Origin of the sequence: Streptomyces sp. NPDC101234 (genome assembly GCF_044767525.1) — a bacterium.
GTDB lineage: Bacteria > Actinomycetota > Actinomycetes > Streptomycetales > Streptomycetaceae > Streptomyces > Streptomyces sasae.
In genome coordinates this window covers 46,219-65,981 of sequence record NZ_JBIWOA010000016.1, presented here as the reverse complement: position 1 = coordinate 65,981, position 19,763 = coordinate 46,219, and the positions used below count along the sequence as shown (strand labels likewise).

Here is a 19,763-nt window from a genome sequence, read left to right as displayed (position 1 = left end):
TGAGTCCGGTGTCGGGGCCGGTGGCTCGGACGACGGTGGTCAGCGCTTCTCGCGTCGGCTGCGGATGCTCAGGGCGATGACGGAGACAAGGAACCAGAAGGCACCGAAGGCCGAGTATCCGGCGACGGTGGACAGGCTGCTCGTCGCCGAGGCGGACATGGCCGCGAAGGAGGCACCGGCGAGGACGGACTGTCCACCGCTGATGACCATGGGCCACTGGGCACCGACGGTGCGTCGGCGCCGGATGGCCACGACGAGCTGGATCGCTCCGGCAAGGAGGGCCCAGATGCCGAACACGAGCAGGGCTGTCCCGATGGTGAAGAAGACGGCGATGATCATCCCGGCGGCGGTGGCGAGGCCGAGAGCCATGTTGGTGGTACCGACGCGGTCCGTGGCGCCGGTGCCGGCCATGCGACGCTCGAGGACCGTGGCGATGACGTCCCACAGGGGGTAGATGACCAGCAGCACGGCCGCGATCACTGTGGGCCTGTCCGTCGACACGAGCGAGGCCGAGGTCGTGACGACGAGTGTCACCCAGATCAGGGAGAAGGCGACTCGGATCAGGTGGAGAGATCGGAGCCCGGAGGGCGTGGTCCCGGTCGTGGTCGTGTTCGACGTCATGGTGGTCTGCGTCATCGGGTGTCCCGTATGTGATCGTGATGGCCTGAGACGGTTGCCTCGATGAGGAGTCTCAGCGGCCTCGGGACGGGCGGTGTACTTCGAACGAAGTAGTTCTGACATCCACTTCGGATCGAACCAGTTCTGCCGTCTCCATGGCCCGGACCGGGCCGTCTACATCATTCGAAGTACACGGCTGCAGCACACGTGGACGAGAATCAGGCCATGGTCAAGGCGCAGAACAATCCGGACGGGCCCGTGGCACCCCTGTGGGTCCGCCGCCCCGAGGCGCTGCATGTCGTCGCCTATTCGGTGGCCGCGCTGGTGTTCACCGGCCAGATCGTGGCAGTGATCCTGCGAGGGTCGGACTGGCCGACGGCCCTCTCCGTGCTCCTCGCCGGTGGCGGTGTCGCCCTCTCATGGTGGATGCCGTGGGCAGGACTGGTCGTGGCGAGCACGGCGTCCTTCGCCGTCACAGCGGTGGGCCACGACCCCCTGTCGGTGTGGATGATGGCGGTGCTCGTGCTGTTCTCGGTCACCCTCAGGGGGAAGCAGCCGCTGGCCGGAACCGGCATCGTGGCGGTGTTCTTCCTGGGGGCGTTCATGACGCTGGGAGGATTCCGTGGCGGCGCTGTCGTGGGAGCCGCCGCACTCTTCTCAGCCGTGGCAGGAGGTGCGACAGGAGCCGCGCTGCGCATCCATCGAGAGCACTGGCGCACCTTGGAGGAACGGGCCGAAAGCGCCATCGCCACCCGCGAGATCGAAGCCACTCGACGGGTGACCGAGGAACGGCTCCGCATCGCCCGGGACCTCCACGACGTCATCGGCCACCAGGTCGCGATGCTGAGCATGCATCTCGGCGCCGCGGAGATCGGGCTGCCCGAAGACGCCGAGTCCTCCCGGCAGGCCCTGGTCTCGGCCAGGTCCAGCGCCCGCACCGTCGTCGTCGAGACGCAACGGATCCTCGCGCTCCTCCGCCTCGGAGACGACATCTCCGACGACGAGGCGCTCCGGCCCACCCCGGCGCTCAGCGGCCTGGAAGGCCTTGTCGCATCTTTCGAGAGCATCGGCCTCGACGTCCGGCCCTCCATCGACATCCCCGCCGGTTTCGTGGAGCCCAGCGTCGGCGTGACGGTCTACCGGGTCGTTCAGGAAGCACTCACGAATGCCTACCGGCATGGAGAGGGGGCGGCAACGGTGGATGTCCACGAGCGTGACGGCAGGATCTGCGTCACCGTGGAGAACCGTGTCGGTCACTCACTGCGCGGCTCCGGCTCGGGCAGCGGATTCGGGCTGGTGGGGATGCGCGAACGCGTCGAGTCCTCCCATGGGCGGCTGACGATCGTCAGTGACAACGGGCGATTCCGGGTCCATGCGGAGTTCAGCCCCCTGGGAGCCGTCGTATGAACACGCGGATTCTGATCGTCGACGACCAGGAGGAGATAAGGGCCGGCATCAAAGCGATGCTCCGGCTCGACCCCGGTCTCGTCGTTGTGGGTGATCTCTCCGATGGACTCCAGGTCGTCCCGTTTCTCCGGGACCACCCGGTCGACCTGGTCCTGATGGACATCCGGATGCCCGGCATCGACGGTGTCGAAGCCACCCGCCGGATCCGCAAAGAGCACCCACCCGAAAAGCTGCGGGTGATCGTGCTGACCACTTTCGACCAGGACGACATCGTTCTCGCCGCCCTTCGCGCGGGCGCCAACGGTTTCCTGAGCAAGACCGTGAGCCCCGCTGAACTCGTCGCCGGAATCACCGAGGTCGTCGGCGGTGGCGGTGCGCTGTCGGCCGCCGCGACGGCCGCGCTCATCGGTCACATGACCGACAGCCCGCCCCCGGTGATCGACCAGGAACTCCTGCGACGCTTCGACGCCCTGACACCCAGGGAGCGAGACGTGGTCGTTCTCGTCGCGAGCGGTCTCGGCAACGACGAGATCGCGGCCCAGATGTCGGTGTCGCCGCTCACCGTGAAGACGCATGCGGTGCGGGCCATGACGAAGGTCGGTGCACGTGATCGAGCCCAACTCGTCTCGTTCACCTTCCGGGCCGGCCTCTACCCCTGAGCCTGCCGAGCAGTGAGGCGGGCCCGGACCTGTACCTGCCGACCAGCGGTCGGCAGGCCCTCGTCCCACCGGCCCTGCTCGGCCGAGGCCGCGGCTTTTGGACCATGCCGCCAGGTGAGCGGGTGACTGCCTCCGGCCCGTCCGTGGAGGGGCGTTGGTGCCGTGGATGGTGTCGGTCACCACGGTCGGAGGCCCCAGGCCCCAGCCTGCCGGCGTGTCGAGCATGCCCGGGGCAAGGCGCCACTCCTCGCGGTGTGTGATGTCCGCCGGGATGCGGGCGAGGCCCCGGCGAGCGGTGTCCGACGCCCAGTTCTCAGGCAGGAACAGCCGCCACTGCAGCGCCATCGGATCCCACGTCGACTGGTTCACGAACTGCTGCAGGTTCTGCTCATCGCAGTCCGGCAATCGCGAGGCCGTGACCAGCCCCCACCGCCCCGCAGATCTCAGCGACGCACAAGCACCCCGTCCAGGAACCCGTTCCCGAAAACACCGTGCGGGTCGAGGCGATCGAGTTCATCGACCGCCGCATTCCACACCGCGCCCCCGAACGAACCCGGAATCCTCGTGCCGATCACCTCCTCGTCACTCCACACACCGGACTCGGTATAAGCCCACCCCTTGGACCACTCCACCCGAGTCCCCTCGAACCTCTCGAACAGAAACGTCTCCAACTCCCGCAAGAACGCCTCCGCATAAGGCGTCCCCGGCAACGTCAGCACATCCAGCCACACAGCCGTATCGGCGGTCCCACCCTCCGGTCGCAGCGCGGACAGCAACGGCACCTGGGCGCCGGCCACCCCGGCATCCCCCGGGTCGTCCAGTCCCGTCACCCGTATCTCCACCGACCCGTTCACGGGGAACCGCCCCAACGCCGCGTAAGCGGTGAGTCGTTCGCGATAGAAGGAGGTGAACTCGGCCACCACCCGCTGTACTTCGGCGCGCTCGGTCAGCACCGCGTACCCGTTCGCGTTGATCCGCAGCGTCGTCGGCCTCACATACAGCAGTGTGTTCTTCGACGGCCCCCAGATGTCCGCGGACAGTGTCGCGACCAACCCGGCCGTGGCCACGTCCAGTTGCGCGTTGCCCAGTACCGGCGCCAGATACCAGGCCGCGTCGGACACCATCCGCCCCACCAGGTCGGCGACCACCGTCGGGACGTTGTCGGAGAACGGGTAGTTGTACGGCGAGGTGACGTGCCGCGAGGTCAGCGGCCTGGTCGGCGTGACGCTCCACTCCTTCAGCCACGGGTACTCGGTGAAGGCGAACCAGATCGCCTCGATGCGCCCGGACCGCCTGAGGAAGGTGTCGAGGGTCCGCCCGCCGGAACCGGGCGCCGCGAAGAGTTCGGCGGCCGGGATGTCGGTCCGGCTGACACACCGCAGATCGCTGTCGGCCCCGACCCGCAGCACGACCTCGGTCACCAGGGTCCGGCCGAGGTGTGTGAGCAGGGCCGCGCAGTCCGCCTCGTCGCGGCGGAACGTCCGCAGGACGTACGTCCCCGTGCCCTCGTCCCACACGACCGCCGTCAGCGACAGCACCAGATTGCTCAGCGAGCCGTAGGTGTGTCCGGACAGCGGCTCCTCCCCGTCGGCCGGTACGGCGGTGCCGTGCGCGTCGATCGCCAGTGCGCCGCCGAGCGTCAGGTCGCCGGGCGCGGGTGCGGCGGTGAGCCCGAGACCGTGGTCCGCCAGGAAGGTGAGCAGCGCTTCCAGGGTGACCCCGGTCCCCGCCCGTACCGCCGAGCCACCCGAACCGGACTCCACGGAGAGCCCCGTGAGATGTGTCGCGGTGTCGACGAGCAGCACCTTGTCGTCGGCCGTGGTCCCCTCCGTGACGGTCAGCGGCGACCACCCGTGCGAGGAGCCACGCGCGCGTACCCGCCGGGCGTTGCGCCAGGCCCAGTCGACGACCGCGAGCACCTCACCGGCGTCGGCCGGGGCACAGGCCCACAGCCCGTCCGCCGTGATCTCGCCGACCCAGTTGCGGTAAGCCGACCGGTACAGGGCGACATCCGCCGGGAAGCCGGGCAGTTCGGCGGCGGCCACGGCCGGATCCGCCGCGAGCAGCACCGGGACGGCGGTCAGCGCGGCGGCCGACCGGAGGAAACCACGGCGGCTCCAGCCGTCGTTCCAGGACTTGTTGTTCTCTGAACCATCAGTCACGCCGACACGCTAGGTGTCCGGTTGACGCACATCCGATTTCTGTCGAACACAATCACCCGTGTGAGTGAAGGATTCATAGGTGGGCGGGGTCGGACCGCCCCATGACAGCGTTGTCGGCGGCGGATGACAGACTGGCGCCATGGACGAACGTGTAATCGACAGGTCGGGACAGCGGGCATCTGTCGTCGGCCTCGGCACCTGGCAGCTCGGCGCCGACTGGGGCGATGTCGACGAGAAGGACGCCCTCGCCGTCCTGGAGACGGCGGCCGAGTCTGGGGTGACCTTCTTCGACACCGCCGACGTGTACGGCGACGGACGCAGCGAGCAGACCATCGCGGGCTTCCTGAGCGGCAGGCCGGACCTGCATGTGCTGGTGGCCACCAAGATGGGCCGCCGGGTCGACCAGATCCCGGAGAACTACGTCCTGGACAACTTCCGCGCGTGGAACGACCGCTCGCGCCGCAACCTCGGCGTGGACCGCCTGGACCTGGTCCAGCTGCACTGCCCGCCGACCCCCGTCTACTCCTCCGACGAGGTGTACGACGCCCTCGACACGCTGGTCGAGGAGGAGCGGATCGCCGCCTACGGGGTCAGCGTCGAGACCTGCGAGGAGGCGCTGACCGCGATCGCCCGCCCGGGCGTGGCCAGCGTCCAGATCATCCTCAACCCGTTCCGGATGAAGCCGCTGCGCGAGGTGCTCCCGGCGGCCCGGGAAGCCGGCGTCGGCATCATCGCGCGCGTGCCGCTCGCCTCCGGTCTGCTGTCCGGCAAGTACACCAAGGACACCGTCTTCGCGGCCGACGACCACCGCACCTACAACCGGCACGGCGAGGCCTTCGACCAGGGCGAGACCTTCTCCGGCGTGGACTACACGACGGGCGTCGAGGCCGCCGCCGAGTTCGCCGCCCTCGCCCCCGAGGGATACACCCCGGCCCAGCTCGCCCTGCGCTGGATCATCGACCAGCCGGGTGTCACCACGGTGATCCCGGGCGCCCGCAACCCGGAGCAGGCCCGCGCCAACGCGGCCGCCGCCAAGCTCCCGGAGCTGCCCGCGGAGACGGTCACCGCGATCCGAGAGCTCTACGACCGCCGGATCAAGGACCAGGTCGAGAACCGCTGGTAGACCATCCGCCGGGAGCGGTACGCACACCACCGCTCCCGGCCGTCCGGCCCCTGCCCCCCCCGTTTGAACGATCTTCCGCGCGGTTACCCGCACCGCATGAGCGAGCCAGCGCGGCGGACCGGCCGCGACGAGACGGAGGAGGAGCGCGCCGACCGGATGTGGACCGAGCTCATCCAGGAGGTGCGCGTCGCCCAGACCGGTGTGCAGATCCTCTTCGGCTTCCTGCTCACCGTGGTCTTCCAGCAGAAGTACACGGAGCTGTCCCACACCGACAAGACGATCTACATCGGCACCGTGGTCCTCGGCGCCTCCGCCACGGGAGCCCTCATCGGTCCCGTGTCCCTGCACCGGCTGGTCGCGGGCCGGAGGGTGAAGCCGCAGGCGGTACGGCTGGCCGCCCGGCTGACCTCGGTAGGCCTGTTCCTGCTGCTGGCCACCATGGCCGCCTCCCTGGTGCTGATCCTCCGGGTGGCCACCGACGGCAGCCTTGTCACCTGGGTGGTCGCGGTCGTCGTGGTCTGGTACCTGGTGTGCTGGTACGGCCTGCCGCTGTGGTCCCGGCGCCGTCACACCACCCGCTGAGCCGCCTCCAGCGCATGCACCTGACGGTCGTGCACCCCGCTGAGCAGCAGCAGTGACGCCGTCGCCCCGATCAGCGCGCAGAACATGTCCCACTGGGTGTCCCACACATCGCCCTGCGTGGCCAGGAAGGCGTCCGCTCCGTGTCCGCCGATCTCCGCCGCCAGCCACTCCAGCAGCTCGAAGAACACGCTGAACGCGAGGCACGCGCACACGGTCAGCGGGGCCAGCCAGCGGCTGCCGCGCAGCGGAGAGGTACGGGTGAGCAGCTCCCGGACCAGGATCGCCGGCACGAAACCCTGCATGAGGTGGCCGAAGCGGTCGTACGGATTGCGGGCCAGGCCGAAGGTGTCACGCACCCAGTCGCCCACCGGCACCTCGGCATAGGTGTAGTGACCGCCGACGGCGAGCACCAGCGCATGCGCCGCGAGCAGCCCGGCCAGCAGTCCGGTGAGCGGGAAGCGCCGCCGGGCCAGCACCACCAGCGGCAGTCCGACCAGCACCCACACCGTCTCCAGGAACCAGGTCGTACGGTCCCGGGCGCCCCACGCGGACACGGCCATGCCGGCCACGACCACTGCGGCGAGCGCGGCGGGCGGGACACGGCGCGCGACCCGGTGCGGAAACGGGCGCGGGTCGGGGTGGACTGCGGTCATGGCGGACTCCTTCTCGTGGGAGCCCCATCGTGGCCGCAGCGCTCGGGCGGAACATGAGTACGGCTACTCAGCCGGTGGCGAGGATCTCCGCGAGTACGTCGTCCACGCGGACCTCTTCCCGGCCGGGCGGCACCGCCATGTACGTGTCGCTCAGGAAGGCGGCGAGCGCCGGAGCCCACACGAACACCACCGCATGGTGCCGCTCGCCGCCAGGCAGCCTCTCGCCGAGGAAATCCATCCGCACTTCCCTCCAGCGCCCCTGCCGTACGGGGCGCAGCCGTACGTCCCCGACCCCGACCGGCTCTCTCAGAGCGTCGTTCAGCATCTCCCGGTCCAGCCGCCACCGGGCGAGTACCCTGCCGTCCAGGGCGAACACCGCGGTGACGGCGAACGGGTCGTCGGCGTCGTACGCCAGATGGGCCAGGACGGGGCACCGGCCCGTCCCGTCCGCGCGGAGCTGTACCACCAGGGTCCTGTGCACGACGGGGTTCACGCGAGAGGCCTCCGAGAACGATCGGCTTGGTGCCCTCTAGTACCCCTCCCACGTGGAAAATGCTCAATCCGGAGCGGAATTGCCCCACGGGGCCCGGGAGACCGGCGCGATCCGCGGGGCCCGGCCCACTTACGCGCCCTCCGTGCCCTTCGTACCGCGCAGCGCGGCCAGGCAGGAGCCGATGGCCTGCTGGAGGTCCTCCAGGCGCTGGACCATGTCGTCCTCGTAGAAGTCCTGGGCGTCGTCGAAGGTCAGCTCCTCGAACGCCTTGGTCGCCTTCTGCAGGCTGCTGTAGAACTTGGTGCGCTTTTCCTGGACACGCAGTTCCGGGTCGGCCTCGACCGCCTCGACGACCAGGTTCTTCATGGTGTCGTAGGCGTCGGTCGCCCACTCGCCGGTGTCCTCGTCCTCGTCCAGTTCGTCGAGGAGCGACAGATGGCGTTCGGCCTCCTGACGCAGCTCGACGGGGGCGTCGACGGTCTGCCCGGCCGGGGTCTTGATCTGGCCGGACTCGGCGATCTGCCGGACATAGCCGATGCGGTCCGCCGAGCGGCTCTCGGTGGCCACGGCCTTCTTCAGGTCGGCGGTGCGCACCACGTCCCGGGCCAGCACGGTCTGCAGGTCCGGGTCCTCCTTGATCCGGTCCAGGAGCGCGGAGCGGGCGGCACGCGCGGTGGACGGGTCGGCGAGGATCGCGGCGCGCAGCGCGGTCGGGTTCTCCGCGACCTCCAGGGCCTTCGTGGGCCGGATGCCCTCGGCCTCGGCGGCCTCGGCGATGGCGGCGCCGCGCTCGGAGGTGGCGCTGCTGCGGGAGACGTAGTAGCTCAACCACACCTCGGAGTCCGGGAGTTCGACCTCCTGGCCCGGGGTCAGTGCCTCGAAGTGCGGGACCAGACCGTCGTCGGCCGCCCGGTCCCAGGCCTTGTAGTAGCGCATGACCCGCTCCGGGGAGCAGCCGGCCAGCTCGGCGAACTCCTTCGCCGACACCTTCGGCGTCTCCTCCGCGCCCTGTCCGCCCGGCCGCACACTGCGGGCCACCATCAGACCGAACGTCCAGCTCCCGGTCCGCACATAGGCGCCGAACTCACGGGCGTCCCGCGCCACCAGGTCGGACAGAGGAGCCGGGGACTCGGTGGACGTCTCGGACGGGTCGATCGCTAGGGTCACGGAGGACACTCCTGAAGGCTGCCGGACTGCGTATGTACAGAACGGCAGCCTATATCGACCCATTGGCCGGGGTTTGCCACACCGTCGAAGATCGGCCGAGTGCGTCGCGCAGCGCCGGCGACACCGTCTGCCGGGACCGGCCCAGGCACTCCGGCCGGGACCCGCGCGGAAAACGGCTCGGCCCCACTACACCCGGAACGTGGCCAGGAACGTCTTCATCGCCAGCTGGTCGGCGGCGTCGTCCCAGGCGGCGGCGGGTGTCGTGATGCGCAGCGAGAAACTGCGGCCGCCGCCGAGCAGGAAGCCGCGGCCGAAGGTGTGCACCCGGTCGGCGCCGGTTCCGGACAGCCACTCCATGTCGGCCCCCTTGTAGCCCTGGTAGGTGGTGGCCTTGATCTGCCCGACCCGCTGGTAGCCGGGCAGCTTCTCCAGCTGCGGCTCCACGTCGTCCCGCCAGACGGCGACCGGATCGGGCCCCGCCTGGGTGCTGTAGGTGATCGCCAGGGTCCGCAGGTCGTCGCCGCCCGGACCGAACGTGATCCGGTAGGCGTCGCCCGCCCGCGAGGTGTCCAGCCGCTTCCAGCCCGTCGGGAGCGCCACGGAGAACCCCTCCGGGGCGGTGTACCGGTGGAAACCGGCGGGGAGGGCGCCGGCCGTGGCCGTGGCCGACGCGGAGGGCGACGAGCTGGGACCCGGCGATGCCGACGTCCCGGACGGGGACGGGGCCGCGCCCGACGTACCGCCCTTGCCGTCCGTGCTGTTGCCCGGGTCCGTGGCCGGTGCCGAGGCGGCCGGCGCCGACCCCGCCGTGTCGCCGCCCGGCAGCCCCTGGGTCGCGGCCAGCACCGCGACCGACACGGTCACCACGGCCAGCGCCGTCCCGCCGATCATGGTCGTCCGGCTCCACCCCGACGACCGGGCCGCCACATAGGCACCGCGCAGCCGGGACACGGGGGCCGGCTGCACCGTGGCGTCCGGGTCGTCCTCCAGGACACGTGTCAGCGCATCGCGCACCAACGGCCGGCTCAGCCGTTCCCGGGAGTTCTTCCGCAGCAGCCCCTGCACCACCTGGGTCAGCGGCCCGGCGCGCAGCGGGGTGCGCAACGGCAGCCGGTCCACGCCCTTCAGCGTGGCGTCGGCCTTGCCCCGGTCCCGGAACGGCGGCCGGCCCTCGACCATCGTGTAGAGAATCGCGCCGAGCGCCCACAGATCGGCCGACGGCCCGATGCGCTCGTCCCGGGCCTGCTCCGGGGACGCGTACGACGGCGCGGTGACCCGGGGGGCCAGGGTGGCGCCCGCGAGACCGAACCCGGTGATCACGACCGGGCCCTTGTCCCGGACGAAGATCTGGCCGGGGCTGAGCTCGCCGTGCGTGTAACCGTCGCCGTGCGCGGCCTCCAGCACGTCGAGCACCTCAAGGCCGATCCGGGCGGCCCGGATGTAGTTGAACGTGCTCTGGTGGGCGAGGAGTTCACTGAGCGGGGTGCCGTCGATCAGCTCCGTGACCGTCCACAGCGCGCCCGCCTCCTCGAAGGCGTCGATCACCATCGCGACCCGGCCGGGGCGCAGCGCGCTCATGACCTCGGAGGAGCGCAGGATGCGCGCGGTGGTCCGGCGCACGATGTCGTCGGTGAGGGCGCCGGGCAGCACGATCTGGGTCACCAGGCGCGGTCGCTCGGCCTGTATGTCCTCCGCGTACCAGCTGATGCGGTTCGGCTCGCGGTCGGCGACTTCGAGGAGCCGATACCTTCCGGCGACCAACTCTTGTGCGGAGACATGCGCCTTGACCATCGTCATCCCTCGCTGAAACCCCTGCCTCGTCTTGACCAGAGGTACGCGGGGCGAACCCGGGTTTGTTCAAAGAATCTGCAACTCCGGGCCCCTTCTTGCCTTTTATTCAACCGGCGTCAGTCGCCGTGGACTTGAGGAAAACGGCGAATGACCGGGCTCCGACCTGTGGGTAACCGACGGTAAAAGCCCGGCCGCGGTCCGCTGCTCAGCCCAGCCCGAAGCGCTCCGTCCACTCGGCGATTTCCCGGTGTGTCACATTGCCCCCGCACACCACGAGCCCGATCCGCGCTCCGTCACCGACCCGCTCCAGCACCCGACGGGTGGCGGGCAGCAGACATCCGGCGGCCGGCTCGGTCCACACCTTGGCGTGCTCGGCGAACTCCAGACTGCCCCGCACGGCCTCCCGGTCGGGGACGACGAGGACCTCCTCCACCAGCGCCGACACATGGTCGTAGGTCAGCTGCGACACGGACGGCGCGCTGAGCGTCGTCACGATGGACGACACCGCGACCGGCAGCGGCCCGCCCGCCCCGAGCGCCTCGGACATGGCCTGCGCGCCCTCCGTCTCCACACCCCACACCCGCACGTCCGGGCGCCGGGCGTGCAGGGCCGCCGCGACGCCCGCGATCAGGCCCCCGCCGCCGATACTGACGATCACATCGGTGAGGTCGTCCGCGTCCTCGGCGAACTCCAGGCCCACCGTGCCCTGCCCGGCGATCACGACCGGGTCGTCGAACGGGTGTACCAGGGTGAGCCCTTCGTCCCGCAGCCGCGTCACCAGCTCGAACGCCGAACCCATCCCGTCGGTCAGCCGCACCGACGCCCCGGCCGCCTCGACCAGCCCGATCGACCGGGCGGGCGCCGTACGGGGCATGACCACCGTCGCCTTCACATGGAGGTCCGCGGCCATCACGGCGAGGGCGATGCCGTGATTGCCGCCGCTGACGGCCACCACGCCGGCCGCCCGCTCGGCCTCGCTCAGCGACAGCAGTTTCGCCGTGGCACCACGCGCCTTGAACGAGCCGGTGCGCTGGAGGAGTTCGAGCTTCGCCGTGACCGGGGCGCCGAGCAGCTCCGACAGACCGGGGCTGGGCACGGTGGGCGTGCGTACGACATGTCCGGCGATGAGCCGGGCCGCGGCTTCGATGTCCGAGATGCCGATCAAGGCGGTTCACCCTTCCGGCGCGGGGGCGGGAAGCCGCGCCGTTCGCACCCTCACCCGATACGACGGCCCAGGTCAACCCGGTTTCAGAGATCCCGGCGCACCAGGAAACCGAGCAGGTCACGCAACTCCGCCGATGCCGATGCCGATGCCGATGCCGATGCCGACGCCGGCGGCAGTCCGGCGAGCAGTGCCTCGGCCCGCGCCGTGTGCCGGCGCGCCTCGGCGAGCGCGGCCGTGCGCCCGCCCGCCTCCTCGATCAACGCGGCCGCCTCCGCCGTGCGCCCGGGCGTGTCGAGGAGCTCGGCGAGCCGCGGGCCTGCGGGGGAGCCGAGCGCGGCCAGCACGGGATACGTCTTCTTCCGCTCCCGCAGATCGCCGTGCACGGGCTTGCCGGTGACGGCAGGGTCGCCCCAGATCCCCAGCACGTCGTCGACCAGCTGGAACGCCACACCGAGCTGCCGCCCGGCCCGGTCCAGCGCGTCCACCGTGGTCTCGGACGCCCCGCCGAGCGCGGCCCCCAGCGCGACGGCACACCCCAGCAGCGCGCCCGTCTTGTGCTCGGCCATCACCCGGTACTCCCGAGCCGACACACCGGTCCAGGGCCGCTCCGCGAACAGCAGGTCGTCCGCCTGCCCGCGCACCAGATCCGCCAGCGCGGCCGACAGCAGCCGTACGGCACCCGGCCCGCCCGGGGCGTCGGCCAGGGTCTGGACGGCGAGCGCGAACAGGGCGTCGCCGGCCAGGACCGCCGGTCCGGTGCCGTACGCCCGCCACACCGCGGGGCGGCGGCGCCGGGTGGCGTCGCCGTCCATGATGTCGTCGTGCAGCAGCGAGAAGGCGTGCACCAGCTCCACCGCGACCGCCGCCGGAACCCCGCGTTCCGCGGGCGCGCCGGCCGCCTCGGCGCCGAGCACCGCGAGCGCCTGCCGTACCCCCTTGCCGCCCGGGACGTCGGCGGGGGAGCCGCCGACCTCGCACCAGCCGAAGGAGTACGCGGCCATCTCACCGACCCAGGGGTGCAGCCGCCCCACCGCGGTCTCCAGGGCGGGCCGCACCAGCTTCCGGCAGCGGGCGAGGACGTGCGGGGGAGCGGTGGCGGGCGCGAGCGCGGTCATCGGACGGCCTCCGCCCCGACGCCGAACTCCGCCTGGGCCCGGGTCACCATCTCCCGGGCGTGGCGCAGTCCGGAACGCTCCAGCACGCCCGCGAGGTCGGCCAGTTCGGCCGCCGTCTCGGCGCGGTCCCGGCCCAGGCGGGCCAGCGACTTGGCCAGCCCGAGCCGGGACAGGGCCTCGCCCCGCGGCTCGCTCATGGCCCGGAACTCCGAGAGTGCCGTGTCATACATCGCGCGCGCCTCGGCGTACCGCCCGGCCCGGTAGAGGACGTTGCCGCGCATCTTGTGGTTGTAGGCGAGCGCGCTGGACAGGTTCATCTCCCGGCAGGACGCCTCGGCTTCGGAGAGCAGAGAGAGGGCCCGTCCGGTGTCGCCGTCGCGCACCGACACGATGTCGGCGAGCCCGCGCAGCGCCCAGGCGTGCCCGCGCCGGTCCTCCGCCCGTGCCGCTATCCCCGCCGCCTCCTCGAACAGCGCGTACGCCGTGTCGTACGACCCGGTGTTGCGGTGCATCTGTGCGATGCCCTCCAGCGCCCACACCGTGTGCCGGGCCTCGCCGCGCCGCCGCGCCTCGGCGAGCAACTGCTCGTGCAGCCGCCCCACGGCCTCGTAGTCGCCCTGGATCCGGCCGGTCTCGGCGAGCCCGGCCAGCGAGTAGCCGCGGACGACGATGTCACCGCCCCGGTCGCCGAGTTCGGCCGCCAGCGCCAGCAGCCGCCTGGCGAGCGGGAACGCTCCGCGCTGCCGGGCCAGGGTGCCGCCGCTCCACAGCGCCCACGCCATCGCCCCGGTGTTCCCGGCCGCCCGGGCGGTGCGGTAGCTCGCCTTCCAGGCCCGGTCGGCGTCCTCCACCTGACCCAGCCGCCGGTGTGCCTCGGCGACGGCCAGCCCGCAGCGCGCCTGTTCGTCCCGGCTGCCGGACCGCTCGGCCTCCCGGAGCCGCTCGGTGCCCTCGGCCAGCACGTCGACGAGCGACGAGTTCACGGACAGGGAGGTCAACGCGCCCTGGTACTCCGGGGCGAATGCCTTGCCGTACATACGTGCCTCTCTACGCGCGGCGCGTATACACCTCGTCTATACATGGCATGTATACACGGTGCGTATAGTGCGCCCGAAATATGCCCTGGCCGCGAGGGCCAGGGCTTCGCTGTTGTGAATCAAGACGTGGGTGCGGTCGCCGGGGTTGCCTGCGTGGTGTGGATCACTGGACGGGGCGTCAGTGCTGCTGTGCCTTCTGCGGGGTCAGCTCGCTCGGCCGCACCACCACGAACCCCTCGCCCTGGAGCATCAGTTGGACCGCTTCGCCCGAACCGCCGCGCAGCATCGAGCCGATGGACTGCGAGCGGTGCAGCGAGGTCTGCAGCTGCGCGGTCCAGCCCACCACCGCGTCCGTGTCCACGTACAACGGGGTCTGCGGCGAGACCGGTATCACCAGCGGGTTGCCGTCACAGATCAGCCCGAGCTTGCCGTACCCGGTGAACACGCTGTTGAACAGACCGCCGCCGGCGATGCCGGAGCCCTTCACGGTCTTGATCTCGTACGACAGCGAGGCGTCGAAACACAGGACGTTGCGGCCGTTGACCGTGAACTGGTCGCCGGGCTCGACCTCGACGATGAAACAGTTCTGCGCCTCGTGCGCGAACCAGGCCTCGCCCTGGCCCTGTACGGACATCAGGGGCAGCCCCTCGCCGGTGACCGCGCGCTTGAGCATGCCGCCCACGCCCTGGCCCTTGCGCTCGAACTTCAGACTGCCGCGGTGCGCGATCATCGCGCCCTGACGGGCGTACATCTCGCCGTTCACCGCGTACTTGAGGCACTTCGCGTTCTCGACCGTCATGCCCTGCTCGGTGGACGGCAGCACTATGTGCTGGCTGGAAAAGAGATCACCCTTCATGCCGGGCATGGTGTCCCGGACCGACCCGTTCCGCCAAGATCACGGACGGTACCGGTTCAGGCACCGAACAGCTGGGTCCAGTAGGTACCCGCCCGGCCGCCGCCCGCGAAGCCGATTCCTATGTGGGTGAACTCCGGTTTGAGGATGTTGGCCCGGTGGCCGGGGCTGTTCATCCAGCCGTCCATCACCTCGGCGGCCGAGCGCTGGCCGCAGGCGATGTTCTCGCCGATGGTGCGCCGCCGGGAGCCCGCGGCGGCGGCCCGGTCCCAGGGCTGGGTGCCCTCGGGGGAGGTGTGCGAGTAGAAGTCGCGGGTCGCCATGTCCGTGCTGTACGCCTGCGCGGCCGTCGCCAGCTGCGGATCCACCGTGAGCGGCCGCAGCCCGGCCCGGGTGCGCTCCCCGTTGGTGAGGTCGACGACCTCGGAACGTGTGCGGGCCAGTTCGGCCGGGGTGAGAGGTCTGGCCCACAGCGCGGTCCAGTAGGTGTCCCCGTCCCCCGGCCCGCGGACATGGGCCAGGCCGGCGTGGGTGAAGGCCGGGTCGAGCAGGGTGCGCCGGGCGTCCTCGGTGCGCAGGCAGTAGTCGACGAACTCGGCCGGGGTCCGGGGGCCGGAGACGAGGTGTTCGCCGACCGTGACATACGCGAAACCGGTGGCGCCGATCCGCTGGTGGACGGAGACGCCGTCGAGGCTCTCGGTGGCCAGCCGGCCGGCGTCGGCCATCGCGCCGGCGTGGGCGAGGGCGGCGGAGGTGAGCCGGGCGTCGGGGGCCACCGGTGGACGGCCGGCCTCGGCGCGGGCGGAGTTGACCAGACCCAGCAGGCCGTCCGGATCGGGGAGGGCTGCGGCCGGGGGACGGGGCGGCGCGGTCGCCGAGGGCCGGGGCGGCCCGGCCGCCGTGCGCTGCGCGGGGATGGCCGCGCGGAAACCGGACGGCGGCTGCTGGTCCTCGACGACATCGACCCCGAAGTCCCGGACCAGCCCGGCCAGTCCGTCCGCGTACCCCTGCCCGATCGCGCGCAGCTTCCAGCCGGTGCCCCGGTGGTACAGCTCGGCGAGCAGCAAAAGCGTCTCGGTCTGCGGGCGCGACGGCGCGAAGCGGGCCACCGTACGGCCGAGGCGGTCGGCGACGTGCAGTGCGGCGGCGGGGAGCCGGCCGAGCGGGGTGCCGGGCTCGGCGGCGGTGACCGTGAGGGTGACGCGCTCGGCGCCGGTCCGCAGCAGGGCCGGTTCCACGGTCAGGGTGTCGCCGCGCAGCCGGACGCCGGGCGCGTCCGGCTGGTTGTAGAACACGAAGTCGGCGTCGCCGCCGACCTTGCCGCTCGCGTCGGTGATCAGTGCCGACAGGTCGAAGGGACCGGGCACCCGCAGCGTCAGCGCGCCGCCCGGAAGGGGCAGATTGCCCCCGGCGACCAGCTCGCTCATCGCGCCGCCTCCGCGAGGTCAGGGGCCGAACATCGCGCCCGGTGGGGGAGTCGCCGGTAGAACGTCCGGCCCGGGCCCGAGGTTCCCCCGGCGAGGCGAGCCGTCACTTCGAGGCGTCACTTCGAGGTGCCACTTCGTGGCGTCACCGCGCGGCGCTCCCCCCAGCGCTACTGCTCCCGCGGCGCGGCCGGCGCCACGTCCTCCCGCTCGACCGGCGTGGCCGGGCTCCGTGTCACCGCCCGCTTGCCGCAGAACGCCGACTCCAGCGTGCCCGCCAGCGTGTTGAGCACCGCCGAGTTGTTGGAGGTGTCGGCGAGCGCGGTGAGGCTGCGCCTGCCGTCCTTGGTGGTGAAGGCGTACGTGTAGTAGCCCTGGACGGCGCCGGTGTGGCCGTACACCGAGATTCCGCAGGACAGGTCGCGGCGGCGCAGGCCCAGGCCGTAGGAGGTGGTGGAGTTGACGCGGCTGAAGCGCTCCATGTCGGCCAGAGCCGCGGCGGAGGTCAGCTTTCCGCGGACCAGCGCCGAGTAGAAGGTGTCGAGGTCGCGGGCGGAGGAGATGATCGCGCCCGCGCTCTGCGCCCAGGACACCGTCTGGTCTGTCGCGTCGACCGGCTCGGCGCCCGCCTTGTCGGAGGTGAGGTAGCCGTTGGCGTGCTGCCCGGGGATCTTCGTGTCGGGGTGGACGTAGAAGGTGTCGCTCAGCCGCAGCGGCTGGAAGATGCGGTTCTCGTACTCGGTCTTCACGGTGTGCCCGGTCAGCTTCTCGATGAGCATGCCGGCGACCACGAAGTTGGTGTTGGAGTACGAGTAGGCGGCGCCCGGCGCGTTGGTGCGCGGCTTCGCCAGGGAGAGGTTCACCAGCCGGCGGTAGGTGAAGACCTTGTTCCGCACCGCCTCGAAGCCCGACACGCTGTTCGCGAACATGTCGTTGGTGTAGTCGTACAGACCGCTGCGGTGGCTCAGCACCTGCCGCACAGTGATGCGGTCGTCCGGCAGCAGCCCCGGGAGATAGTGGTCGACCGAGGTGTCCAGGGCGAGCTTGTGCTCGTCCGCCAGCTGCAGCAGGACGACGGCCGAGAAGGTCTTGGTGACACTGCCGACGCGGAACCGGTCGGCGGTCGTGAGGGCGCGTCCGGTGCTCCGGTCGGCGAGGCCGCGCGTGCTCCCGTAGACCTTCGTGCCGTCGTCGATCCGGGCCATCGCGCCGGGTGCGCCCTGCGCCACCACCGAGTCCAGCACCGCGGCCAGCCCCGCGGTGTCGGGAGCCGGCAGGGCAGCCGCCGGCTGCGGCTCCGCTCCCGCCCTCCCGGGCACCGCCTGGGCCGGGACCGCGAGCAGCGACAGCGCCACCGCCCCGAGTACCGCGCTTCTGCCCGCCATTGCCGAGACCACCATCCGGACCCTGCTCCTCTCTGCGCTGTTGCTGATGCGAGATGGGTCACATTCGGTTCAGGGAACCTTCTCGCATCCCGTCACATCTCCACAGTCGACGCACAGTTGGTCATCCCGCGATCACCATGCGGTGCGGTTTCGCAAAGTATTGCCACGAAAAGCAAGAAAAGCGACGAACCGCGCTTTACATGAACATGACTCGTCCGGAAGGGTTGCGGCCCGGGGCCCGACCAGCCCCCTTGGCGCCCGACAGCGCCATGCCGCACGGCGGTCGGTGACCTCGACCGCCGTCCGAACAAAGGAACCCTGATCAGTGCGTAGCGCGCACATACGCAGCGTGGCGGTCGCCGTCGCAGTGGTGGCGGTCGCCACGGGTCTGGCCGATACGGCCCTGGCCGGTCCCACCACGGGGGCACAGCAGACGGCCGCCGCCACAACAGCCGCGCAGGTGGTGCAGGCGGCGCGGGCCGCGGCCTTCGCCCACGCCACGGCCACCGGTGTCGGCGCGGGCGACGAGCTCCAGGCACAGGACGTGATGATCGACCCCGAAGGGGCGCGCCATGTCCGCTTCGTCCGCACCCACCGGGGCATGCCGGTGCTCGGCGGTGACCTCGTCGTCCATCTTTCCCGTCGGTTGGCCTACACCGGTGTCACCCGCGCGGCCGACCACACCGTGAAGCCCGCCGTCACCGAGGCGAAGCTGACGGCCGGGCAGGCCGAGGAGAAGGCCGCCTCGGCCGCCGGCGGCGAGGCCGGCACCGCACAGCTCGTGGTGGACGCCCGCGACGGCGCCGCCGCCCTCGCCTACCAGGTGCCGGTCGACGGCGACAGCGGCTCCAGCACGGTCGTCGTGGACGCGCTCACCGGCAAGGTGCGCAGCAACACGCCGGACAGCGACCAGTTCCTCTCGCCCAAGGTGCTGAAGACCCTCCGCCGACGCGGCGAGACCGTCGACCCGGCCACCGGCATCGGTGCACAGGCCGAAGCCTTCGCCGGCTCGTCCGTCGCCGCCGCCCCGCACTACCCGGTGACCGCGCACGGCTCCGGCAAGTCGCTCTTCGTCGGCAAGGTCGCGCTCACCACCACGCAGACCGCCCGTACGAGCTTCCTGCTCAAGGACCCCACCCGCTACGGCACCGAGACCCGGGACGCCAAGGGCAAGGAGACCGAGAGCTTCGCCCAGGGCACCAAGTTCACCAGCACCACCGACAGCTGGGGCAACGGTGCCACCACCAATCGGGGCAGCGCCGCCGCCGACGCCCAGTACGGCATCACCGAGACCCTGGACTTCTACAAGAAGACCTTCGGCCGCAAGGGCATCGCGAACAACTCCAAGCCCGCCCGCGCCATGGTCCACTGGGGCAACAAGGTCGGCAACGCCTTCTGGGACTCGACCTGCGGCTGCATGCTGTACGGCGACGGCGACGGGCAGGAGATCAAGAAGCCGCTGGTCGTCCTGGACGTCACCGGCCACGAGCTGACCCACGGCGTGGTGGACGCGACCGCCAAGCTCGAACCGACCCGGGTCGACAACGACGGCAACCAGTTCGGCGAGCCGGGCGCGCTCAACGAGTCGCTGGCCGACATCTTCGGCTCCGACGTCGAGTTCTTCGCCAACAACCCGAAGAACCCGCCGAACTACCTCCTCGGCGAGAAGCTGGGCCTCGCGCAGAAGTTCCTGCGCCGGCTCGACCACCCCTCGCTCGACGTCCTCGAAGGCACGGTCGACTACTGGTCGCCCGCGGTCGAGGACGCGGAGGTGCACGCCGGCTCGGGCGTCTCCTCGCACGCCTTCTATCTGCTCGCCGAGGGCAGCGGCCGCAAGACCATCGGCGCCACCACCTACGACTCGCCGACCTACGACGGGTCCACGGTCACGGGCATCGGCCGCGTCAAGGCCACGGCGATCTTCTACCGCGCCCTGACCCGGTACATGGTCTCCTCGACCGACTTCCACGACGCGCGCATCGCGACGCTGAAGGCGGCCACGGACCTCTACGGCGCGAGCAGCACCGAGTACCGGACGGTCGACCAGGCCTGGGCCGCGGTCGATGTCACCGTCGCCAACACGCCGGCCGCCCGCCGCTGACGGGCCCGCCGCACCGCTGATCCGGGTG

17 protein-coding genes and 1 pseudogene are annotated in these 19,763 nt (G+C 71.2%); 5 read left to right on the top strand and 13 right to left on the bottom strand.

The genetic code is table 11. The annotated features are described in order from the left end of the window. Positions 1–39: 39 nt before the first annotated feature. Positions 40–636 carry a hypothetical protein gene (locus tag ACIRR9_RS27960; protein ID WP_403757105.1) on the bottom strand — a complete coding sequence of 199 codons (597 nt, stop codon included), beginning with the start codon at positions 634–636 and terminating at the stop codon, positions 40–42. Positions 637–825: 189 nt separating this feature from the next. Here ACIRR9_RS27960 and ACIRR9_RS27955 point away from each other — a divergent pair, with 189 nt between their 5' ends. Both ACIRR9_RS27955 and ACIRR9_RS27950 read left to right on the top strand, forming a co-directional pair. Then, entirely contained in the window at positions 826–2,025 is a 1,200-nt protein-coding gene (locus tag ACIRR9_RS27955) for a sensor histidine kinase (RefSeq protein ID WP_403757103.1), read from the top strand. After that, entirely contained in the window at positions 2,022–2,684 is a 663-nt protein-coding gene (locus ACIRR9_RS27950; RefSeq protein WP_403757101.1) for a response regulator, read from the top strand. The genes ACIRR9_RS27955 and ACIRR9_RS27950 overlap by 4 nt, the downstream gene beginning before the upstream one ends. Before the next feature lie 120 nt (positions 2,685–2,804). Here the strand turns inward: ACIRR9_RS27950 and ACIRR9_RS27945 are convergent. Then, positions 2,805–3,098: pseudogene (locus ACIRR9_RS27945) on the bottom strand (transposase); the annotation flags it as partial. Between the two features lie 29 nt (positions 3,099–3,127). Next, complete coding sequence (locus ACIRR9_RS27940) at positions 3,128–4,846, bottom strand: cholesterol oxidase substrate-binding domain-containing protein (RefSeq protein WP_403757098.1); 1,719 nt, start codon at positions 4,844–4,846, stop codon at positions 3,128–3,130. 139 nt (positions 4,847–4,985) lie between these two features. Here ACIRR9_RS27940 and ACIRR9_RS27935 point away from each other — a divergent pair, with 139 nt between their 5' ends. Together ACIRR9_RS27935 and ACIRR9_RS27930 are read left to right on the top strand one after the other, a co-directional pair. Next, positions 4,986–5,969: an aldo/keto reductase gene (locus ACIRR9_RS27935; protein ID WP_403757095.1), complete on the top strand. Its 984-nt coding sequence runs from the start codon at positions 4,986–4,988 to the stop codon at positions 5,967–5,969. Positions 5,970–6,065: 96 nt separating this feature from the next. After that, positions 6,066–6,551 (top strand): DUF6328 family protein, encoded by a 486-nt coding sequence (locus ACIRR9_RS27930; RefSeq protein WP_403757092.1) that lies wholly within the window; start codon positions 6,066–6,068, stop codon positions 6,549–6,551. On the opposite strand, the gene ACIRR9_RS27925 is transcribed toward ACIRR9_RS27930, so the two are convergent. The 10 genes from ACIRR9_RS27925 to ACIRR9_RS27880 form a co-directional block, all read right to left on the bottom strand. Next, positions 6,536–7,204, bottom strand: coding sequence for a DUF2238 domain-containing protein (locus tag ACIRR9_RS27925; protein WP_403757089.1), 669 nt, complete (start codon positions 7,202–7,204; stop codon positions 6,536–6,538). The genes ACIRR9_RS27930 and ACIRR9_RS27925 overlap by 16 nt on opposite strands. Positions 7,205–7,271: 67 nt before the next feature. Continuing rightward, complete coding sequence (locus tag ACIRR9_RS27920; RefSeq protein ID WP_403757086.1) at positions 7,272–7,697, bottom strand: SsgA family sporulation/cell division regulator; 426 nt, start codon at positions 7,695–7,697, stop codon at positions 7,272–7,274. A 129-nt stretch (positions 7,698–7,826) separates the two neighbouring features. Further along, a complete protein-coding gene (locus ACIRR9_RS27915; RefSeq protein ID WP_403757083.1) occupies positions 7,827–8,864 on the bottom strand; it encodes a hypothetical protein in 1,038 nt (345 codons plus the stop codon). A gap of 186 nt (positions 8,865–9,050) precedes the next feature. Then, a complete protein-coding gene (locus tag ACIRR9_RS27910) occupies positions 9,051–10,661 on the bottom strand; it encodes a serine/threonine protein kinase (RefSeq protein WP_403757081.1) in 1,611 nt (536 codons plus the stop codon). Between the two features lie 199 nt (positions 10,662–10,860). Continuing rightward, on the bottom strand, positions 10,861–11,820 hold the full coding sequence (locus ACIRR9_RS27905) for a threonine/serine dehydratase (RefSeq protein ID WP_403757078.1): 960 nt from the start codon (positions 11,818–11,820) through the stop codon (positions 10,861–10,863). A gap of 83 nt (positions 11,821–11,903) precedes the next feature. Further along, the gene (locus ACIRR9_RS27900; protein WP_403757076.1) at positions 11,904–12,935 is read right to left on the bottom strand and encodes a polyprenyl synthetase family protein; all 1,032 of its coding nucleotides are present in this window, start codon (positions 12,933–12,935) and stop codon (positions 11,904–11,906) included. Continuing rightward, the gene (locus ACIRR9_RS27895) at positions 12,932–13,972 is read right to left on the bottom strand and encodes a tetratricopeptide repeat protein (RefSeq protein ID WP_365338901.1); all 1,041 of its coding nucleotides are present in this window, start codon (positions 13,970–13,972) and stop codon (positions 12,932–12,934) included. Before ACIRR9_RS27895 ends, ACIRR9_RS27900 begins: the two co-directional genes overlap by 4 nt. A 178-nt stretch (positions 13,973–14,150) precedes the next feature. Then, entirely contained in the window at positions 14,151–14,828 is a 678-nt protein-coding gene (locus ACIRR9_RS27890; RefSeq protein ID WP_403757073.1) for an AIM24 family protein, read from the bottom strand. Between the two features lie 56 nt (positions 14,829–14,884). Further along, positions 14,885–16,252, bottom strand: a complete 1,368-nt coding sequence (locus ACIRR9_RS27885) for a CAP domain-containing protein (protein ID WP_403757070.1) — start codon at positions 16,250–16,252, stop codon at positions 14,885–14,887. 167 nt (positions 16,253–16,419) lie between these two features. After that, positions 16,420–17,649, bottom strand: coding sequence for a serine hydrolase domain-containing protein (locus ACIRR9_RS27880; protein WP_403757068.1), 1,230 nt, complete (start codon positions 17,647–17,649; stop codon positions 16,420–16,422). 310 nt (positions 17,650–17,959) lie between these two features. Here ACIRR9_RS27880 and ACIRR9_RS27875 point away from each other — a divergent pair, with 310 nt between their 5' ends. Next, complete coding sequence (locus tag ACIRR9_RS27875; protein ID WP_403757065.1) at positions 17,960–19,735, top strand: M4 family metallopeptidase; 1,776 nt, start codon at positions 17,960–17,962, stop codon at positions 19,733–19,735. The last annotated feature ends 28 nt before the right edge of the window (positions 19,736–19,763 follow it).

Excerpts from the sequence above, each read along its gene's own strand:
- ACIRR9_RS27960 (WP_403757105.1), bottom strand. The coding sequence starts at position 636 with ATGACGCAGACCACCATGACGTCGAACACGACCACGACCGGGACCACG.
- ACIRR9_RS27950 (WP_403757101.1), top strand. The coding sequence starts at position 2,022 with ATGAACACGCGGATTCTGATCGTCGACGACCAGGAGGAGATAAGGGCC.
- ACIRR9_RS27935 (WP_403757095.1), top strand. The coding sequence starts at position 4,986 with ATGGACGAACGTGTAATCGACAGGTCGGGACAGCGGGCATCTGTCGTC.
- ACIRR9_RS27930 (WP_403757092.1), top strand. The coding sequence starts at position 6,066 with ATGAGCGAGCCAGCGCGGCGGACCGGCCGCGACGAGACGGAGGAGGAG.
- ACIRR9_RS27925 (WP_403757089.1), bottom strand. The coding sequence starts at position 7,204 with ATGACCGCAGTCCACCCCGACCCGCGCCCGTTTCCGCACCGGGTCGCG.
- ACIRR9_RS27910 (WP_403757081.1), bottom strand. The coding sequence starts at position 10,661 with ATGACGATGGTCAAGGCGCATGTCTCCGCACAAGAGTTGGTCGCCGGA.
- ACIRR9_RS27900 (WP_403757076.1), bottom strand. The coding sequence starts at position 12,935 with ATGACCGCGCTCGCGCCCGCCACCGCTCCCCCGCACGTCCTCGCCCGC.
- ACIRR9_RS27895 (WP_365338901.1), bottom strand. The coding sequence starts at position 13,972 with ATGTACGGCAAGGCATTCGCCCCGGAGTACCAGGGCGCGTTGACCTCC.
- ACIRR9_RS27890 (WP_403757073.1), bottom strand. The coding sequence starts at position 14,828 with ATGAAGGGTGATCTCTTTTCCAGCCAGCACATAGTGCTGCCGTCCACC.
- ACIRR9_RS27885 (WP_403757070.1), bottom strand. The coding sequence starts at position 16,252 with ATGAGCGAGCTGGTCGCCGGGGGCAATCTGCCCCTTCCGGGCGGCGCG.
- ACIRR9_RS27880 (WP_403757068.1), bottom strand. The coding sequence starts at position 17,649 with ATGGTGGTCTCGGCAATGGCGGGCAGAAGCGCGGTACTCGGGGCGGTG.